Here is a 17665-nt window from a genome sequence, read left to right as displayed (position 1 = left end):
TAACGTCTGTGCAACGAGGAAAATCCATGCAAGTTTCTGTTGAAAACACTTCCGCTCTCGAGCGCCGCATGACCATTGGCGTGCCTGCCGAGCGCATTGAGGCCGAAGTCAACAAGCGTCTGCAACAGACCGCCCGTAACGCGAAAATCCCGGGCTTCCGTCCTGGCAAGGTGCCAATGAGCGTGATTCGTCAGCGCTACGAAGCCGACGCGCGTCAGGAAGCACTGGGCAACGTCATCCAGGCATCCTTCTATGAAGCGGTTGTCGAGCAAAAGCTGAACCCGGCCGGCGCACCTGCCGTCGAGCCTAAAGTAGTCGAGAAAGGCAAGGACCTGGAATACATCGCGACGTTCGAAGTATTTCCTGAATTCGAAGTGGCCGGTTTCGAGTCCATTTCGGTAGAACGCCTGAGCGCCGAAGTGGCCGACAGCGATCTGGACAACATGCTCGACATCCTGCGCAAGCAGAACGTCCGTTACGAGTCGGCCGAGCGTGCCGCTCAAAACGAAGATCAGGTCACCATCGACTTCGTCGGCAAGATCGACGGCGAAACCTTTGCCGGCGGTTCTGCCACCGGTACTCAGCTGGTGCTGGGTTCGGGCCGCATGATTCCTGGCTTCGAAGACGGCCTGGTCGGCGCCAAGGCCGGTGAAGAGCGTGTACTGCAACTGACCTTCCCGGAAGACTATCAGAACCTGGATCTGGCCAAGAAAGCCGCCGAGTTCACCGTCACCGTGACCGCCGTTGCCGCCCCTGTACTGCCTGAGCTGAACGAAGCGTTCTTCACTCAGTTCGGTATCAAGGAAAGCGGTCTGGAAGGCTTCCGCACCGAGGTGCGCAAGAACATGGACCGCGAACTGCGTCAGGCCATCAAGACCAAGGTCAAGAACCAGGTCATGGACGGTCTGGTCGCCAGCAACCCGGTGGACGTGCCAAAAGCGCTGCTGGACAACGAAGTCGATCGTCTGCGCGTGCAGGCTGTCCAGCAGTTCGGTGGCAACATCAAGCCTGACCAACTGCCGGCCGAGCTGTTCTCGGAGCAGGCCAAGCGCCGTGTGCTGCTGGGTCTGATCGTGGCCGAAGTGGTCAAACAACACGACATCAAGCCTGACGAAGCCCGTGTTCGCAGCATGATCCAGGAAATGGCTTCGGCCTACCAGGAGCCTGAGCAGGTCGTCTCGTGGTACTACAAGAACGACGAGCAGCTGAACGAAGTACGCTCGGTTGTGCTGGAAGAACAAGTTGTGGATACTGTTCTTCAGAAAGCGAGCGTGACCGACAAGACGGTCTCCTACGAAGAAGCGGTAAAGCCGGCTGAAGCTGCACCAGCCGAGTAATAGCGTTAAGCGTTGGAAAACACCCATAAGCCAGCCTTCGCGCTGGCTTATGTGTATTCAAGAAATGACTTTTGGGAGTGAGTGCAGGACATGTCCGGCAATTCTTATATTCAGCAGAGCTCTGACATCCAGGCCGCAGGCGGCCTGGTCCCGATGGTTATCGAGCAATCGGCCCGTGGCGAACGCGCCTATGACATCTACTCGCGACTGCTCAAGGAACGCGTCATTTTCCTGATCGGCCCCGTTGAAGACTACATGGCCAACCTGATCGCCGCGCAGTTGCTGTTCCTTGAAGCGGAAAATCCGGACAAGGACATCCATCTTTACATCAACTCGCCGGGCGGTTCGGTGACCGCAGGGATGTCGATCTACGACACCATGCAGTTCATCAAGCCGGACGTCTCGACCATCTGCATCGGCCAGGCCTGCAGCATGGGCGCCTTCCTGCTTGCAGGGGGAGCCAAGGGCAAGCGTTACTGCCTGCCGAACTCGCGCATGATGATCCACCAGCCACTGGGCGGTTTCCAGGGGCAGGCTTCGGACATCGAAATCCATGCCAAGGAAATCCTGCTGATTCGTTCGCGCCTGAACGAACTGCTGGCCCACCATACCGGCCAGGATCTCGAGACCATCGAGCGCGACACCAACCGTGACAATTTCATGAGTGCTGCTCGCGCTGCCGAATATGGCCTCGTCGATTCGGTACTCGACAAGCGGCAAATGCCAGCCTGAACAGGTAGATAAGGTCGGTAGCCAGAGTATCTGGTTGCCGGCGGACTTGAAAAAGCCCGCAATAGCCTTCATCTTGTGTTTCAAGCCTATCGGATTTGGATCGATCGAATGACTGACACCCGCAACGGCGAGGACAACGGCAAACTGCTCTATTGCTCCTTCTGTGGCAAAAGCCAGCATGAAGTACGCAAATTGATTGCCGGCCCCTCGGTCTTTATCTGCGACGAATGCGTCGACCTGTGCAACGACATCATCCGTGAGGAGGTGCAGGAAGCCCAGGCCGAGAGCAGTGCCCATAAATTGCCTTCGCCCAAGGAAATCAGCGGCATCCTGGACCAATACGTGATTGGTCAGGAGCGGGCGAAGAAGGTGCTTGCCGTAGCGGTGTACAACCACTACAAACGGCTGAACCAGCGCGACAAGAAAAACGACGATGTGGAGCTGGGCAAAAGCAACATCCTGCTCATCGGGCCTACCGGCTCGGGCAAGACCCTGCTCGCCGAAACGTTGGCGCGTCTGCTCAACGTTCCTTTCACCATCGCCGATGCGACCACATTGACCGAAGCCGGTTATGTGGGTGAAGACGTCGAGAACATTATTCAAAAGCTGTTGCAGAAGTGTGATTACGACGTCGAGAAGGCCCAGATGGGCATTGTCTACATCGACGAAATCGACAAGATTTCGCGCAAGTCGGACAATCCTTCCATCACCCGTGACGTATCGGGTGAGGGTGTGCAGCAGGCCCTGCTGAAACTGATCGAAGGCACCGTGGCTTCCGTTCCGCCCCAAGGCGGTCGCAAGCACCCGCAGCAAGAGTTTCTGCAGGTTGACACTCGCAACATCCTGTTCATCTGCGGGGGTGCGTTTTCGGGGCTTGAGAAAGTCATCCAGAACCGTTCCACCCAGGGCGGCATCGGTTTCAACGCCGAAGTTCGCAGCAAGCAGGAAGGCAAGAAAGTCGGGGAATCCCTGCGTGAAGTCGAGCCTGACGATCTGGTCAAGTTCGGTCTGATCCCGGAATTCGTCGGCCGTCTGCCCGTATTGGCCACGCTGGACGAACTGGACGAAGCTGCATTGATGCAGATTCTGACCGAGCCGAAAAACGCTCTGACCAAGCAGTACGCCAAACTGTTCGAGATGGAAGGTGTCGACCTCGAATTCCGCGCCGACGCGCTGAAGTCCGTGGCTCGCCGCGCTCTGGAGCGCAAGACCGGTGCTCGTGGTCTTCGCTCGATTCTCGAAGGTGTGTTGCTCGACACCATGTACGAAATCCCTTCGCAGACCGACGTCAGCAAAGTGGTCATCGACGAAAGTGTCATCGAGGGAACGTCCAAGCCGCTGCTGATCTATGAAAACAGCGAGCCGCCAGCCAAGGCTGCACCGGACGCGTAACAGAAGCTGGCCTTTCAAGGGCGGCTTGTTTCTCAAAAAGGGCCTCAGGGCCCTTTTTGCGTTTCTGGTTGTTGCCGAGTGTGGGTTATGTACTTGTTTTTTTTGCAATGTGCCCCCACATTGAATTCAGGTTCCATTCCATCTGTTCACGGCCCAGAGCCGTCGTAGAGGCGAAATCATGAAGACAACCATCGAATTGCCTCTCCTGCCATTGCGTGATGTGGTGGTTTATCCGCACATGGTGATCCCGCTGTTTGTGGGGCGCGAAAAATCGATCGAAGCCCTCGAGGCCGCGATGACGGGCGAGAAGCAAATCCTTTTGCTGGCCCAGAAGAACCCCGCCGATGATGACCCTGGTGAAGATGGCCTCTATCGGGTCGGCACCATTGCGACCGTATTGCAACTGCTCAAGCTCCCTGACGGCACCGTCAAGGTGCTGGTCGAAGGCGAGCAGCGCGGTAGTGTCGAGCGCTTCATCGAGGTCGACGGGCACGTGCGTGCAGAAGTCGCGCTGATCGACGAAGTCGAAGCGCCCAACCGTGAATCCGAAGTGTTCGTGCGTAGCTTGCTGGCGCAGTTCGAACAGTATGTCCAGCTGGGCAAGAAGGTCCCGGCTGAAGTCCTGTCTTCGCTGAACAGCATTGACGAGCCTGGCCGCCTGGTGGATACCATGGCGGCGCACATGGCCTTGAAGATCGAGCAGAAGCAGGAGATCCTTGAAATCATCGACTTGTCCGCCCGGGTCGAGCACGTGCTCTCCCTGCTGGATGCCGAGATCGACCTGCTGCAGGTCGAGAAGCGCATACGCGGTCGGGTCAAGAAGCAAATGGAGCGAAGCCAGCGTGAGTACTACCTGAATGAGCAGATGAAGGCCATTCAGAAAGAGCTGGGTGACAGTGATGAAGGTCATAACGAAGTCGAAGAGCTGAAGAAGCGCATCGACGCCGCCGGTCTGCCGAAGGATGCTTTGGCCAAGGCCACGGCTGAGCTCAACAAGCTCAAACAAATGTCGCCGATGTCGGCGGAAGCCACCGTGGTTCGCACCTACATCGACTGGCTGGTCCAGGTACCGTGGAAGGCCCAGAGCAAGGTTCGTCTGGACCTGGCTCGCGCCGAAGCCATCCTGGATGCCGACCATTACGGTCTGGAAGAGGTCAAGGAGCGCATCCTTGAATACCTCGCCGTGCAGAAACGTGTGAAAAAGATCCGTGGCCCGGTCCTGTGCCTGGTCGGTCCACCCGGTGTAGGCAAGACCTCCCTGGCCGAGTCCATCGCCAATGCCACCAACCGCAAGTTCGTGCGCATGGCACTGGGTGGCGTACGTGACGAAGCCGAGATCCGGGGCCACCGGCGCACCTACATAGGTTCGATGCCGGGTCGTCTGATTCAGAAGATGACCAAGGTCGGGGTGCGCAACCCGCTGTTCCTGCTGGACGAGATCGACAAGATGGGCAGCGACATGCGCGGTGATCCGGCATCGGCGCTGCTTGAGGTGCTCGACCCGGAACAGAACCACAATTTCAACGATCACTACCTGGAAGTCGATTACGACCTCTCGGACGTGATGTTCCTCTGCACGTCCAATTCGATGAACATCCCCCCAGCCCTGCTGGATCGGATGGAAGTCATTCGTCTGCCCGGTTACACCGAAGACGAGAAGATCAACATCGCCACCAAATACCTGTCGCCCAAGCAGATCCAGGCCAATGGCCTGAAGAAAGGCGAAGTCGAGATCGCCGTCGAAGCCATTCGCGACATTATCCGGTTCTACACCCGCGAAGCGGGTGTACGGGGCCTGGAACGGCAGATCGCCAAGGTCTGCCGCAAGGTGGTCAAGGAGCATTCCCGCGAGAAGAGCTTTGCCGTCAAAGTCGACTCCGAGTCGCTGGAGCACTACCTGGGCGTGCGCAAGTTCCGCTACGGGCTGGCCGAACAACAGGATCAGATCGGTCAGGTGACTGGCCTGGCCTGGACTCAGGTGGGCGGCGAGTTGCTGACCATCGAAGCGGCCGTGGTGCCGGGCAAGGGCCAGTTGATCAAGACCGGTTCGCTGGGCGATGTGATGGTGGAGTCGATCACGGCGGCGTTGACCGTGGTGCGCAGCCGGGCGGCGAGCCTGGGCATTCCTGTGGACTTCCACGAGAAGCGCGACACACACATCCACATGCCGGAAGGGGCGACGCCCAAAGACGGCCCCAGTGCAGGCGTAGGCATGTGTACGGCACTGGTGTCGGCTCTGACACAGATTCCTGTGCGTGCCGATGTGGCAATGACGGGCGAAATCACCTTGCGTGGGCAAGTGCTGGCGATCGGCGGCCTGAAGGAAAAACTCCTCGCCGCACACCGCGGTGGCATCAAGACCGTGATCATTCCTGAGGAGAACGTGCGTGACCTCAAGGAAATTCCGGATAACATCAAGGCCGACCTGCAGATCAAGCCCGTTAAATGGATTGACGAAGTCCTGCAAATTGCGCTGCAATACGCGCCGGAGCCCTTGCCGGATGTGGCCCCGGAGATAGTGGCCAAGGACGAAAAGCGCGATTCTGATGCCAAGGAAAGAATCAGCACGCATTGACACGTATTTGGCCGGGGGGCTTTCTTGACAGCTTTTTCAAGCCCTTGTTATAAAGCGGTACTTTAAGTGTCCGCAGCCGCCCGGCGCTCGTTGCAGATTACGCATTACATACTTAGAAATAACTCAATAGAGATAAGGGGACTTAGAGTGAACAAGTCGGAACTGATCGATGCTATCGCCGCATCTGCTGATATCCCGAAAGCTGTAGCTGGCCGCGCGCTGGACGCCGTGATCGAATCCGTCACTGGCGCTCTGAAAGGCGGTGATTCCGTGGTTCTGGTCGGCTTCGGCACCTTCTCCGTGACCGACCGTCCTGCTCGCACGGGCCGCAACCCGCAGACGGGCAAGACGCTGGAAATCGCAGCTGCCAAGAAGCCTGGTTTCAAAGCTGGTAAAGCCCTGAAAGAAGCTGTCAACTAAGTTCGTTCGACACTTAGGTTCGTTCGCACCTTGCCGATCCGGTTCGGACTTGTCTGAATCGGCAGCGCAGCGGTTGTCCGGTCGGTTACACTATCGATTCGTGCCGGGGCCTGGAGACCAGGCCCCATCCGCTCCGCCAGTTACGAGAAGGCGCATCCCCGGATGCGCCTTTCTTCTATCCGGATTCCACCCACTCTCCGCGGTCGCTTTATCAGTTCGGCCGTTTTCGGGGGACGCATGCTTCAGAATATCAGGGACAATTCACAGGGCTGGATTGCCAAAACCATCATCGGCATCATCGTGCTGCTGATGGCACTGACTGGTTTCGACGCGATTTTCCGCGCGACCAGCCACAGCCAGGACGCCGCCAAGGTCAACGGGGACGAAGTCACTCAGACCGAATTGGGCCAGGCCGTAGAAATGCAGCGCCGCCAGTTGGCGCAACAGCTGGGCAAGGATTTCGATCCCGGATTGCTGGATGAAAAAATGCTGCGTGAGTCGGCCCTCAAAGGCCTGATCGATCGCAAGCTGCTCCTGCAAGGGGCCCGTGACTCCAAGTTCGCTTTCTCCGAAGCCGCTATCGATCAGCTGCTGCTGCAGACCCCTGAATTCCAGGTGGACGGCAAGTTCAACGCCGAGCGCTATGATCAGGTCCTGCGTCAGCTGGGCTACGGCCGCTTGCAGTTCCGTCAGATGATGGCTGATGAAATGCTCATCGGTCAGTTGCGCGCCGGCCTGGCTGCCAGCAGTTTCGTCACTGATGATGAAGTGCTGGCCTTTGCTCGCCTGGAAAAGCAGACTCGTGATTTCGCAGCGTTGACCTTCAAGGCCGACCCGGCCAGCGTCAAGGTCACGGATGACGAGATCAAGGCGCAGTACGACCAGCACGCCAAAGAGTTCATGAGCCCCGAACAAGTGGTGCTGGACTACGTCGAGCTGAAGAAGTCCTCTTTCTTCGATCAGGTCACGGTCAGTGACGCCGACCTGCAAGCGGCTTACAAGAAAGAGACCTCCAACCTGGTCGAGCAGCGCCGTGCGGCGCACATCCTGATCGAGGTCAACGCCAAGACCAACGACGCGCAGGCCAAGGCGAAGATCGAAGAAATTCAGCAGCGCCTGGCCAAGGGCGAAGATTTCGCCAAGGTTGCCAAAGAGGTTTCCCAGGACCCGGGTTCCGCCAATAACGGCGGTGACCTGGGTTACGCCGGTCCGGGTGTCTACGATCCTGCGTTCGAGAAAACGCTCTATGCATTGAACAAGGATCAGGTCTCCGCACCGGTTCGCAGCCAGTTCGGCTGGCACCTGATCAAGTTGCTGGGCGTTCAGACCCCCCAGGCACCGAGCTTCGCCAGCCTGAAGGACAAGCTGACCCACGATCTCAAGGACGAGCAGGTCGAGCAGCGCTACGTCGATGCCGCCAAGAAACTGGAAGATTCTGCCTATGAAGCCTCGGACCTGGCCCAGCCGGCTCAGGAACTGGGCCTGAAGGTGCAGACCTCGCCAGCCTTCGGCAAACAGGGCGGCAACGATGGCATCATCGCCAATCCTGCCGTGATCAAGGCCGCGTTTAGTCAGGAAGTGTTGCAGGATGGCTCCAACAGTTCCGCCATCGAACTTGATCCGGACACCACCGTGGTGGTGCGTGTCAAAGAGCATCACATGCCTGAGCAGTTGCCACTGACAGCGGTTTCCGATGCCATCCGCGCTCAGTTGGCCAAACAGCACGCCAGCGAAGCCGTGAAGACCCAAGGTGAGGCACTCATCGCCGGTTTGCGTAACGGCAAGGTGACTTTGGCGGCCAGCCAGAACGGCCAGACCTGGAAAACCGTCGAAGCCGTGACGCGTAATCAGGATGGCGTCGAGCCGCTCGAGCTGCAGACCCTGTTCCGGATGCCCAAGCCCCAGGGCAAGGACAAGCCGGAGTACAGCAGCGTGACGCTCAACGACGGCAGCTTTGTGTTACTGCGCTTGAACGGCGTCAACGAGGCCGCTGCGCCTTCGGATCAGGAGAAGGCCCAGTACCGTGCGGCCCTCTCCTCCCGTGCCGGTCAGGAAGACTTTGCGGCCTACCGCAAGATGCTCGAAGCCAAGGCGAAGATCGACAAGTATTGATCACGGTCTTGAGCTGAAAAAGAGCCGCCCCTTGTGGGCGGTTTTTTTATGCGCGCGCCTGCCTGAAAACATCCTCTGCAGGCCCGAGCTTGTTGATCGCAAAAAAAAACGCCACCCCCAAGGGCAGCGTCTTTCTCACATCCAGGCCGTTATTCTTCGATGTTGCCCATGGCCGTGGTGTTGAAGCCACCGTCCACGTACATTATTTCACCGCTGATGCCCGACGCCAGGTCCGAGCACAGGAAGGCGCCCGCGTTGCCAACTTCGTCAATGGTGACGTTGCGACGCAGTGGGGTCTGAGCTTCGTTGGCCGCCAGCATCTTGCGGAAGTTCTTGATGCCCGAGGCTGCCAGGGTGCGGATAGGGCCTGCCGAAACAGCGTTGACGCGCGTGCCTTCCGGGCCCAGGGAGCCTGCCAGGTAGCGTACGCCGGCTTCCAGCGAAGCCTTCGCCATGCCCATCACGTTGTAGTTGGGCATGGTGCGTTCGGCGCCCAGGTAGGACAGGGTCAGCAGGCTGCCGTTGCGGCCTTTCATCATTTCGCGACCGGCCTTGGCCAAGGCGACGAAGCTGTAGGCGCTGATGTCGTGGGCAATGCGGAAGCCTTCACGGGTGGTGGCCTCGGTAAAGTCGCCGTCGAGCTGGTCGCCCGGGGCAAAACCGACCGAATGCACGATCACGTCCAGGCCATCCCACTTCTTGCCCAGTTCGACGAACACCTTGGCAATTTCTTCATCACTGGCCACGTCGCAAGGGAAGCACAGCTCGGCGTTGGAGCCCCAGCCGGCAGCGAATTCCTCGACACGGCCCTTGAGCTTGTCATTCTGGTAGGTGAAGGCAAGTTCAGCGCCCTCGCGGTGCATGGCGGCAGCAATACCGGATGCGATGGACAGTTTGCTGGCGACACCGACGATCAGGACGCGCTTACCGGCGAGAAAACCCATGTGTTGTTCCTCTTCAGGTTAATCGACAGCTGTGGGGGCCAGAAAGGCCGCTTCCAACAGCTGCTGTGTATAGGGGTGTTGCGGCGCGGCGAAAAGCTCGGCTGCAACACCTTGTTCCACCACCTGACCCTGTTTGATCACCATGAGGTGATGGCTCAATGCTTTGACTACCGCCAGATCATGGCTGATAAACAGATAGGTCAGGTTGTACTTGCTTTGCAGTGAACGCAACAGCTCCACCACTTGGCGCTGAACGGTGCGGTCGAGGGCCGAAGTGGGCTCGTCCAGCAAGATCAGCGCCGGTTTCAGGACCAGTGCCCGCGCAATTGCAATGCGCTGACGCTGGCCGCCGGAAAACTCATGGGGGTAGCGGTTCCGGGTTTCCGGGTCCAGGCCTACCTCATGCAAGGCCGCGATAATAGCCTGCTCCTGCTCTTCAGGCGTACCCATTCCGTGGATACGCAACCCTTCGCCGACAATCTGGCTCACGCTCATGCGTGGGCTCAGGCTGCCGAACGGGTCCTGAAACACCACTTGCATCTGCCGGCGCAACGGGCGGATCTCTTGCCGCGTCAGGCAGTCTAGCGGTTTTCCCTGCAAGCGTATGGTGCCCTGGCTGGCAATCAACCGCAGGATCGCCAGGCCCAGGGTCGACTTGCCCGAACCGCTCTCGCCGACAATGCCCAAGGTCTGGCCCTGGGCCAGGCCGAAGCCGATGCCGTCGACGGCCTTGACGTAGTCGACGGTGCGGCCCAGAAAGCCTTTCTTGATCGGGAACCATACTTTCAGGTCCTCGACTTCCAGCATGGGTGCGCCCGCCATCGTGTCGGCCGGTTGGCCATCGGGCTCGGCCGCCAGCAAGACTCGGGTGTACGGATGCTGAGGCGCCCGAAACAATTGCTCACAATCTGCTTGTTCGACGATGCAACCGCGCTGCATGACACATACGCGGTGGGCAATTCTTTTCACCAGGTTCAGGTCATGGCTGATCAGCAGCAGGGCCATCCCCAGGCGCGTCTGCAATTGCTTGAGCAGTTCGAGTATTTTCAACTGCACGGTGACGTCCAGCGCTGTGGTCGGCTCGTCGGCAATCAGCAATTCAGGTTCGTTAGCCAGCGCCATGGCAATCATCACCCGTTGCCGCTGGCCGCCCGAGAGTTCGTGGGGCAGCGCTTTGAGGCGCTTGTGCGGTTCAGGGATGCCGACCATCTCCAGCAGCTCCAGGGTGCGCGTGGTCGCTGCCTTGCCGGTGAGGCCCTTATGCAGGGCCAACACCTCGTTGATCTGCTTGCCGATGTTGTGCAACGGATTGAGCGATGTCATCGGCTCTTGGAAAATCATGGCGATACGGTTGCCGCGGATATGCCGCAACTGTTTTTCACTGAGGCTCAGCAGGTCGCGTCCGGCATATTTGATCGTGCCGCTGGGGTGGCAGGCGACGGGGTAGGGCAGCAGGCGCAGGATGGAATGGGCGGTGACGGATTTGCCCGAGCCACTTTCGCCGACCAGGGCCAGCGTCTCGCCACGATGGATATCGAAGTTGATGCCCTCGACCGCGCGTACGCATTGCTCGCCGTTGACGAATTCCACGGCCAGGTCGCGGACCTCGATCAGATTGTCCTGGCTCATGTCATTTCCTCGGGTCAAAGGCGTCACGGGCGGATTCGCCGATGAACACCAGCAGGCTCAGCAGGATCGCCAGCACGGCGAAGGCGCTGATACCCAGCCAGGGCGCCTGCAGGTTGGCTTTGCCCTGGGCCACCAGCTCGCCCAGCGACGGCGAACCGGCGGGCAGGCCGAAGCCGAGGAAGTCCAGCGCGGTCAGGGTCCCGATGGCGCCCGTGAGGATGAACGGCAGGAAGGTCATGGTCGAGACCATGGCGTTGGGCAGGATGTGCCGGAACATGATTGCGGCGTCCTGCATCCCCAGTGCCCGCGCGGCGCGCACGTACTCCAGATTGCGCCCGCGCAGGAACTCGGCGCGGACCACGTCCACCAGGCTCATCCACGAAAACATCAGCATGATGCCCAACAGCCACCAAAAGTTGGGTTGCACGAAGCTGGCCAGAATGATCAGCAGGTACAGTACGGGCAAGCCTGACCAGATTTCCAGAAAACGCTGCCCGGCCAGGTCCACCCAGCCGCCATAAAAACCCTGCAAGGCGCCGGCGATCACGCCGATGATGGAACTGAGTACCGTCAGCGTCAGGGCGAACAGCACCGAGATACGAAAGCCATAGATGACACGGGCCAGCACATCACGGGCCTGATCATCGGTGCCTAGCCAGTTTTCTGCCGAGGGCGGCGCCGGGGCGGGCACTTTGAGGTCGTAGTTGATGCTCTGGTAGCTGAACGGAATCGGCGCCCAGAGGATCCAGGCGTGCTTCTTGGCCAGCAGGTTGCGGATATACGGGCTCTTGTAGTTGGCCTCCAGCGGGAACTCGCCGCCGAATTCGGTTTCCGCGTAGCGCTTGACCGCCGGGAAGTACCACGCGTTGTCGTAGTGGATCACCAGCGGCTTGTCGTTGGCGATCAATTCGGCACCCAGGCTCAGCCCGAACAGCACCAGAAAGATCCACAACGACCACCAGCCACGCTTGTTGGCCTTGAACCGCATGAAGCGCCGGCGATTGAGGGGGGACAGGTTCATCTCAATGCTCCCGCCGGTCGAAGTCGATGCGTGGGTCGACCAGGCTGTAGGTGAGGTCGCCCAGCAGCTTCACCACCAGCCCCAGCAAGGTGAAGATGAACAAGGTGCCGAAGACCACCGGATAATCGCGATTGATGGCCGCTTCAAAGCTCATCAAGCCCAGGCCGTCGAGGGAAAAGATCACTTCCACCAGCAAGGAACCGGTGAAGAAAATTCCCATCAAGGCCGAAGGGAAACCGGCAATCACCAGCAACATGGCATTGCGAAACACATGCCCGTACAGCACGCCGCGGTTGCTCAGGCCCTTGGCCTTGGCCGTGGTCACGTACTGTTTGCTGATCTCGTCGAGAAAACTGTTCTTGGTCAGCAGGGTCATGGTGGCGAAGTTGCCGATCACCAGCGCGGTCACCGGCAGCGCCAGATGCCAGAAGTAATCCAGGACCTTGCCGCCAAGGGTCATCTGATCGAAGTTGCTGGAAGTCAGGCCGCGCAGGGGGAACCAGTCCAGGTAGCTGCCGCCGGCAAACACCACGATCAGCAGAATGGCGAACAGGAAGGCCGGGATGGCATAGCCGACGATGATCGCCGAACTGGTCCAGATGTCGAAATGGCTGCCGTGGCGGGTGGCCTTGGCAATCCCCAATGGAATCGACACCAGGTACATGATCAGCGTGCTCCACAGTCCGAGGGAGATGGACACGGGCATTTTTTCCTTGATCAGGTCGATGACTTTGGCGTCGCGGAAGAAACTGCTGCCGAAGTCCAGCCGGGCATAGTGCTTGATCATGATCCAGAGGCGTTCCGGCGCCGACTTGTCAAAGCCGTACTGGTGCTGGATTTCCTTGATCAGCGCCGGGTCCAGGCCCTGGGCGCCCCGGTAGCTGGACTTGCCGGCCGAAACCTCGGCGCTGCCGCCGGCGATGCGGCTGGTGGCGCCCTCCAGCCCTTGGAGCTTGGCGATGGCCTGTTCCACCGGTCCGCCGGGAGCGGCCTGGATGATGACGAAGTTGATGATCAGGATGCCGAACAGCGTGGGGATGATCAGCAGCAGTCGTCGAGCAATGTAAGCCAGCATGTCAATGCGCTCCGCTGTTGGCGGCCGATGTGGCACTGGTCACGGATGGGGCCGGTGTCGCGTCGGGCTTGACCCACCAAGTGTTGATACCGATGTCGTACTTGGGCGTGACCAACGGATGGGCAATGTGATCCCAGTAGGCGACGCGCCAGGTCTTGATGTGCCAGTTGGGAATCAGGTAGTGGCCCCACAGCAGTACACGGTCCAGCGCGCGAGTATGGTCGATCAGGTCCTGACGCGAGTGGGCGTTGACCAGACCCTCCACCAGAGCGTCCACTGCAGGGTCCTTGATGCCGATGGAATTGGCGCTGCCGGGCTTGTCGGCGGCGCCCGAGGTCCAGTAGTCGATCTGCTCGTTGCCCGGCGAGCTGGACTGCGGGAACGTGCTGACGATCATGTCGAAATCCCGCGAGCGGACCCGGTTTACATATTGCGAGACATCGACTCGGCGGATGGTCAGGTCGATCCCGAGGTCGGCGAAATTGCGCTTGAGGGGCAACAGCACGCGCTCGAAGGCAGTCTGGGCCAACAGAAACTCGATGGAGACGGGCTCGCCATGGGTGTCGACCATGTGGTCGTCCTTGATCTTCCAACCGGCCTGGATCAAGAGTTGGTAAGCGCGACGCTGCTGGTCACGGATCATGCCGCTGCCGTCGCTGACCGGGTTGGTGAATTGTTCGGTGAACACCTGATCGGGGATCTTGCCGCGCCACGGCTCCAGCAGTTTCAGCTCGCCAGGCCCCGGCAGCCCGGTGGAGCCCAGGTCGGAGTTTTCGAAGTAGCTGTCGGTGCGGGTGTAGGCGCCGTTGAACAGCTGCTTGTTGGTCCACTCGAAGTCCATCAGCAGGCTCAAGGCTTCGCGCACCCGAGGGTCCTGAAACAGCGGGCGGCGCAGGTTGAAAATGAAGCCCTGCATCCCTGTTGGGTTGCCGTTGAGGATTTCCTCACGGCGCAGCCGACCTTCGCGGACTGCCGGGGTGTCGTAGGCCGTGGCCCAGTTCTTGGCGCTGATTTCCAGGCCGTAGTCGAACTGGCCGGCTTTCAGGCCTTCGAGGGCCACGGTGTTATCGCGGTAGTAATCCACGGTCATGACATCGAAGTTGTACTGCCCGCGATTGACTGGCAAATCCTTGGCCCAGTAATCCTTGACCCGCTCATAGCGTAGCGAACGGCCAGCCTGGACCTGAGCGACACGATAGGGGCCGCTGCCCAGCGGGATTTCCAGATTGGCCTTGGAGAAGTCGCGGGTGGCCCAGTAATGCTTGGGCAGCACCGGCAGTTGTCCGAGAATCAGCGGCAGTTCGCGGTTGTCGTTGCGCTTGAATTTGAACAGCACCGTCTCCGGATCTTCTGCCACGGCCTGGTCGACATCGGAGTAGTAGTTGCGGTACATCGGCGAGCCGTATTTCATCAGCGTCTGAAAGCTGAAGACCACGTCTTCAGCACGTAGCGGATGACCGTCATGGAAGCGTGCCTCGGGGCGCAGGTAAAAGCGCACCCAGCCATTGTCGGGGGCCTTTTCGATGCGGGCTGCGACCAGACCGTAGGCAGTCAGCGGCTCGTCCTGACTCTGCACCGCCAGCGTGTCGTAGATCAGGCCGATGTCATCGCCGGCTACGCCCTTGCTGATGAAGGGGTTGAGGCTGTCGAAGCTGCCGAACCCGGCCTGGCGAAAGGTCCCGCCCTTGGGCGCATCCGGGTTGGCGTAGTCAAAGTGCTGAAAGTTCGCCGGGTATTTGGGCGGCTCATCGTAGAGCGTCGCGGCGTATTGACCGGCTGCGTGGGCCATGCCGGTCTCTAGGCAGATCGCCAGACTCAGCAACAGCAAGCCGCCAGCGCGCGATAGCAGGGCACGGATGGGGGTCATGGCAAGTTCTCCGAGGGCGGCGATGCGCAGGTTGAACGTCGGCGCTCGTCGCCAGGCGAACCCGGTGTGATACCCGTTTTTGCGAGGGCTTCATCGAGGGGCGGGTGAGGGCATTCCAGGGAGGCATGTTTCAAGGCGCAAATCCGACCCGGCGGCAGTGACGAATGTGCCGGGTACAGTAACAGCTTGTAACACATGGAAAAAGGCCGGGGAGGGGGTGGCGGGATCTCAACGATCCACATACACCGTCAGCGTCTGGCCAGGCTTGAGGGCATGGGCGCTGTGGGGGTTCCAGCGCTTGAGGTGCTCCACCTCGACATTGAAGCGACGGGCCACCACGTACAGCGAATCACCCTTGCGAACCTTGTACTGGGTGCCTTTGGGCTTGTTCGCCGCCGCGACCAGGGTGTGCTTGCCGGTCTTCTTGCCCGTGCGGGTGTTGTCCTGCATCACCAGCACCTGGCCGACCTTGAGGTGCTTGCCGGTCAGCTTGTTCCAGTGTTGCAGGTCATGGGTGTCGACCTTGTTGGCGCGCGCGATGCTGGCCAGATTGTCGCCCTTGCGCACCCGGTAGCTGCGCGGACGATTGAGGGGCGCCACCGCCACCTCTTCCGTCATCGGCAGGCTTGGCGCCAGGCTCAGCAGCTCTTCGGAGTTCATCTTCGACAGGCTGGCGGTCAGCAGTTGCGCCTTGGCGGTCGGGATCAGCAGGTGCTGGGTGCCTTCCACGGTCATGCGCTTCTTGAATGCCGGATTGAGCTGGTACAGCTCGTCTTCGTCGATGTTGGCCAGCGCGGCAACCCGCGACAGGTCCATGCGCTGATTGATTTCCACCACTTCGAAATAGGGCTTGTTCTCGATGGGGCTCAGATTGATGCCGTAGGCCTGCGGTGCCATGACCAGCTGGGACAGGGCCAGCAGCTTGGGCACGTAGTCGCGGGTCTCCTGGGGCAGCGGCAGGTTCCAGTAGTCGGTGGGCAGGCCGAGCTTCTCGTTGCGCTCGATCGCCCGGCTGACGGTGCCTTCACCGGCGTTGTAGGCGGCCAGCGCCAACAGCCAGTCGCCGTTGAACATGTCGTGCAGGCGGCTCAGGTAATCCAGCGCGGCCGTGGTCGAGGCCGTGACGTCGCGGCGTCCGTCGTACAGTGAAGTCTGGCGCAGGTTGAAATACTTGCCGGTGGCCGGGACGAACTGCCACAGCCCCGAGGCATCGCTCCGCGAATACGCCATCGGGTTGTAGGCGCTTTCAATCACCGGCAGCAGGGCCAGCTCAAGAGGCATGTCGCGTTCTTCCAGGCGCTCGACAATGTAATGCATGTACAGGCTGCCGCGATCACTGGCGTTTTCCAGGAACGAGGGATTGCTGACAAACCACAGTCGCTGTTGCTCGATGCGCGGGTTGACCCCCAGGCCATCCTGCAGCTTGAAGCCCTGACGCATGCGCTCCCAGACATCCTGCGGCGCACTCTTGTGGTTCTGCTGCATGACGAAGATCGGCTTCTGCTTGAGCCGCACGTCGAAGTTCGGTTGCTGCGCATCGCTGCTGTCCGGGCCGTGGGTTGCGGCACTCTGGCAGCCGGCGAGCGTCACTGAAAGGCCCAGGGCGATTGCCTGGGCCAGCCGCGTCAATGCGTCGGTTTTTGGGGTACTGCTTGTAGGTGACGACATTGGCTGGAAGTGAGTTCCGGGCGAAAATGTCGGGGGATTCTAGGAACCAGCCACCCGTCGGTCAACCTTTCAGCGCGTTTTGCGACTAAACCTGTGAATCAGAAGACGTCTTTCCAGGCGCGCAAGGCGGCAAAGGCCTCGACGCTGGTGCGTTCGCTGTGCCCGTCACGCGCCTGCAGGGTCTGGCGCACGGCGGCCTCGTCCACGCGCAGGAAGGGATTGGTCAGGCGCTCCAGGGCCAGGGTGGAGGGCAGGGTGCAGCGATCCTCGGCCCGCAGCGCCGCGACCTCGTCCGCCCGTTGGGCGATGTCGGCGTTGTCGGGCTCCACCGCGCGGGCAAAGCGCAGATTGCTCTGGGTGTACTCGTGGGCACAGTACACCTGAGTGCTGTCGGGCAGTGTCGCCAAAGTCTGCAAGGATTGGTGCATCTGCGCCGGGGTGCCTTCGAACAGACGGCCACAGCCGGCGGCAAACAGGGTGTCACCGGGAAACAGCCAGGGCTGGGCGCCCTGGGCCAGGTAGAAGGCAATGTGCCCGGCGGTGTGCCCGGGCACTGTGAATACCTTGAAGGACAGGCCGAGGGCATCGACGGTGTCGCCGCCGTTCAGGGCCTGATCGCGACCGGGAATGTGCTCGCCGGCCGGCCCGCTGACGTTGGCGCCGGTGGCGTGCTTGAGCGCCAGAACCCCGCCGACATGGTCGTTGTGGTGGTGGGTGATCAGGATGTCGCTGAGCCGCCAGTCGGGATGAGCCTGCAACCAGGCCTCTACAGGCCCTGCGTCGCCGGGATCCACCACCGCGCAGCGCTTGGTTGCAGTATCTTGTAACAACCAGATGTAGTTATCGTTGAAAGCACGCAGGCCATCGATCTGTATCATGGTTCGGGTTCGCCA

General features: G+C 60.2%; 13 protein-coding genes. 6 read left to right on the top strand and 7 right to left on the bottom strand.

Annotation, left to right across the window (positions count from 1 at the left end; genetic code table 11):
* Positions 1 to 26 precede the first annotated feature (26 nt).
* The 6 genes from tig (at position 27) to HB675_RS03905 (ending at position 8568) form a co-directional block, all read left to right on the top strand.
* Positions 27 to 1337: a trigger factor gene (gene tig / locus HB675_RS03930; RefSeq protein WP_213875881.1), complete on the top strand. Its 1311-nt coding sequence runs from the start codon at positions 27 to 29 to the stop codon at positions 1335 to 1337.
* A gap of 90 nt (positions 1338 to 1427) precedes the next feature.
* Positions 1428 to 2069 carry an ATP-dependent Clp endopeptidase proteolytic subunit ClpP gene (gene clpP, locus HB675_RS03925; RefSeq protein ID WP_213875879.1) on the top strand — a complete coding sequence of 214 codons (642 nt, stop codon included), beginning with the start codon at positions 1428 to 1430 and terminating at the stop codon, positions 2067 to 2069.
* Positions 2070 to 2177: 108 nt separating this feature from the next.
* Complete coding sequence (gene clpX / locus HB675_RS03920; RefSeq protein ID WP_213875877.1) at positions 2178 to 3461, top strand: ATP-dependent Clp protease ATP-binding subunit ClpX; 1284 nt, start codon at positions 2178 to 2180, stop codon at positions 3459 to 3461.
* A gap of 178 nt (positions 3462 to 3639) precedes the next feature.
* Positions 3640 to 6036 (top strand): endopeptidase La, encoded by a 2397-nt coding sequence (lon, locus tag HB675_RS03915; protein WP_213875875.1) that lies wholly within the window; start codon positions 3640 to 3642, stop codon positions 6034 to 6036.
* Positions 6037 to 6183: 147 nt separating this feature from the next.
* Positions 6184 to 6456 (top strand): HU family DNA-binding protein, encoded by a 273-nt coding sequence (locus tag HB675_RS03910; protein ID WP_213875873.1) that lies wholly within the window; start codon positions 6184 to 6186, stop codon positions 6454 to 6456.
* A 237-nt stretch (positions 6457 to 6693) separates the two neighbouring features.
* The gene (locus HB675_RS03905) at positions 6694 to 8568 is read left to right on the top strand and encodes a SurA N-terminal domain-containing protein (RefSeq protein WP_213875871.1); all 1875 of its coding nucleotides are present in this window, start codon (positions 6694 to 6696) and stop codon (positions 8566 to 8568) included.
* 149 nt (positions 8569 to 8717) lie between these two features.
* Here HB675_RS03905 and fabI read toward each other — a convergent pair whose 3' ends face one another.
* The 7 genes from fabI to gloB form a co-directional block, all read right to left on the bottom strand.
* A complete protein-coding gene (gene fabI / locus HB675_RS03900) occupies positions 8718 to 9512 on the bottom strand; it encodes an enoyl-ACP reductase FabI (RefSeq protein ID WP_213875870.1) in 795 nt (264 codons plus the stop codon).
* An 18-nt stretch (positions 9513 to 9530) separates the two neighbouring features.
* On the bottom strand, positions 9531 to 11141 hold the full coding sequence (locus HB675_RS03895) for an ABC transporter ATP-binding protein (RefSeq protein WP_213875868.1): 1611 nt from the start codon (positions 11139 to 11141) through the stop codon (positions 9531 to 9533).
* A 1-nt stretch (position 11142) separates the two neighbouring features.
* The gene (locus HB675_RS03890; protein ID WP_213875866.1) at positions 11143 to 12162 is read right to left on the bottom strand and encodes an ABC transporter permease; all 1020 of its coding nucleotides are present in this window, start codon (positions 12160 to 12162) and stop codon (positions 11143 to 11145) included.
* A 1-nt stretch (position 12163) separates the two neighbouring features.
* Positions 12164 to 13237, bottom strand: coding sequence for a microcin C ABC transporter permease YejB (locus HB675_RS03885; RefSeq protein ID WP_213875864.1), 1074 nt, complete (start codon positions 13235 to 13237; stop codon positions 12164 to 12166).
* A gap of 1 nt (position 13238) precedes the next feature.
* Complete coding sequence (locus HB675_RS03880; protein WP_213875862.1) at positions 13239 to 15104, bottom strand: extracellular solute-binding protein; 1866 nt, start codon at positions 15102 to 15104, stop codon at positions 13239 to 13241.
* Between the two features lie 228 nt (positions 15105 to 15332).
* Positions 15333 to 16772 (bottom strand): transglycosylase SLT domain-containing protein, encoded by a 1440-nt coding sequence (locus HB675_RS03875; RefSeq protein ID WP_213875860.1) that lies wholly within the window; start codon positions 16770 to 16772, stop codon positions 15333 to 15335.
* A 98-nt stretch (positions 16773 to 16870) separates the two neighbouring features.
* Positions 16871 to 17650 (bottom strand): hydroxyacylglutathione hydrolase, encoded by a 780-nt coding sequence (gloB, locus tag HB675_RS03870; RefSeq protein WP_213875858.1) that lies wholly within the window; start codon positions 17648 to 17650, stop codon positions 16871 to 16873.
* Positions 17651 to 17665 lie beyond the last annotated feature (15 nt).

Origin of the sequence: Pseudomonas sp. dw_358 (assembly GCF_018449655.1) — a bacterium.
Classification (GTDB): Bacteria; Pseudomonadota; Gammaproteobacteria; order Pseudomonadales; family Pseudomonadaceae; genus Aquipseudomonas.
This window is presented reverse-complemented; position numbering and strand designations above follow the sequence as displayed.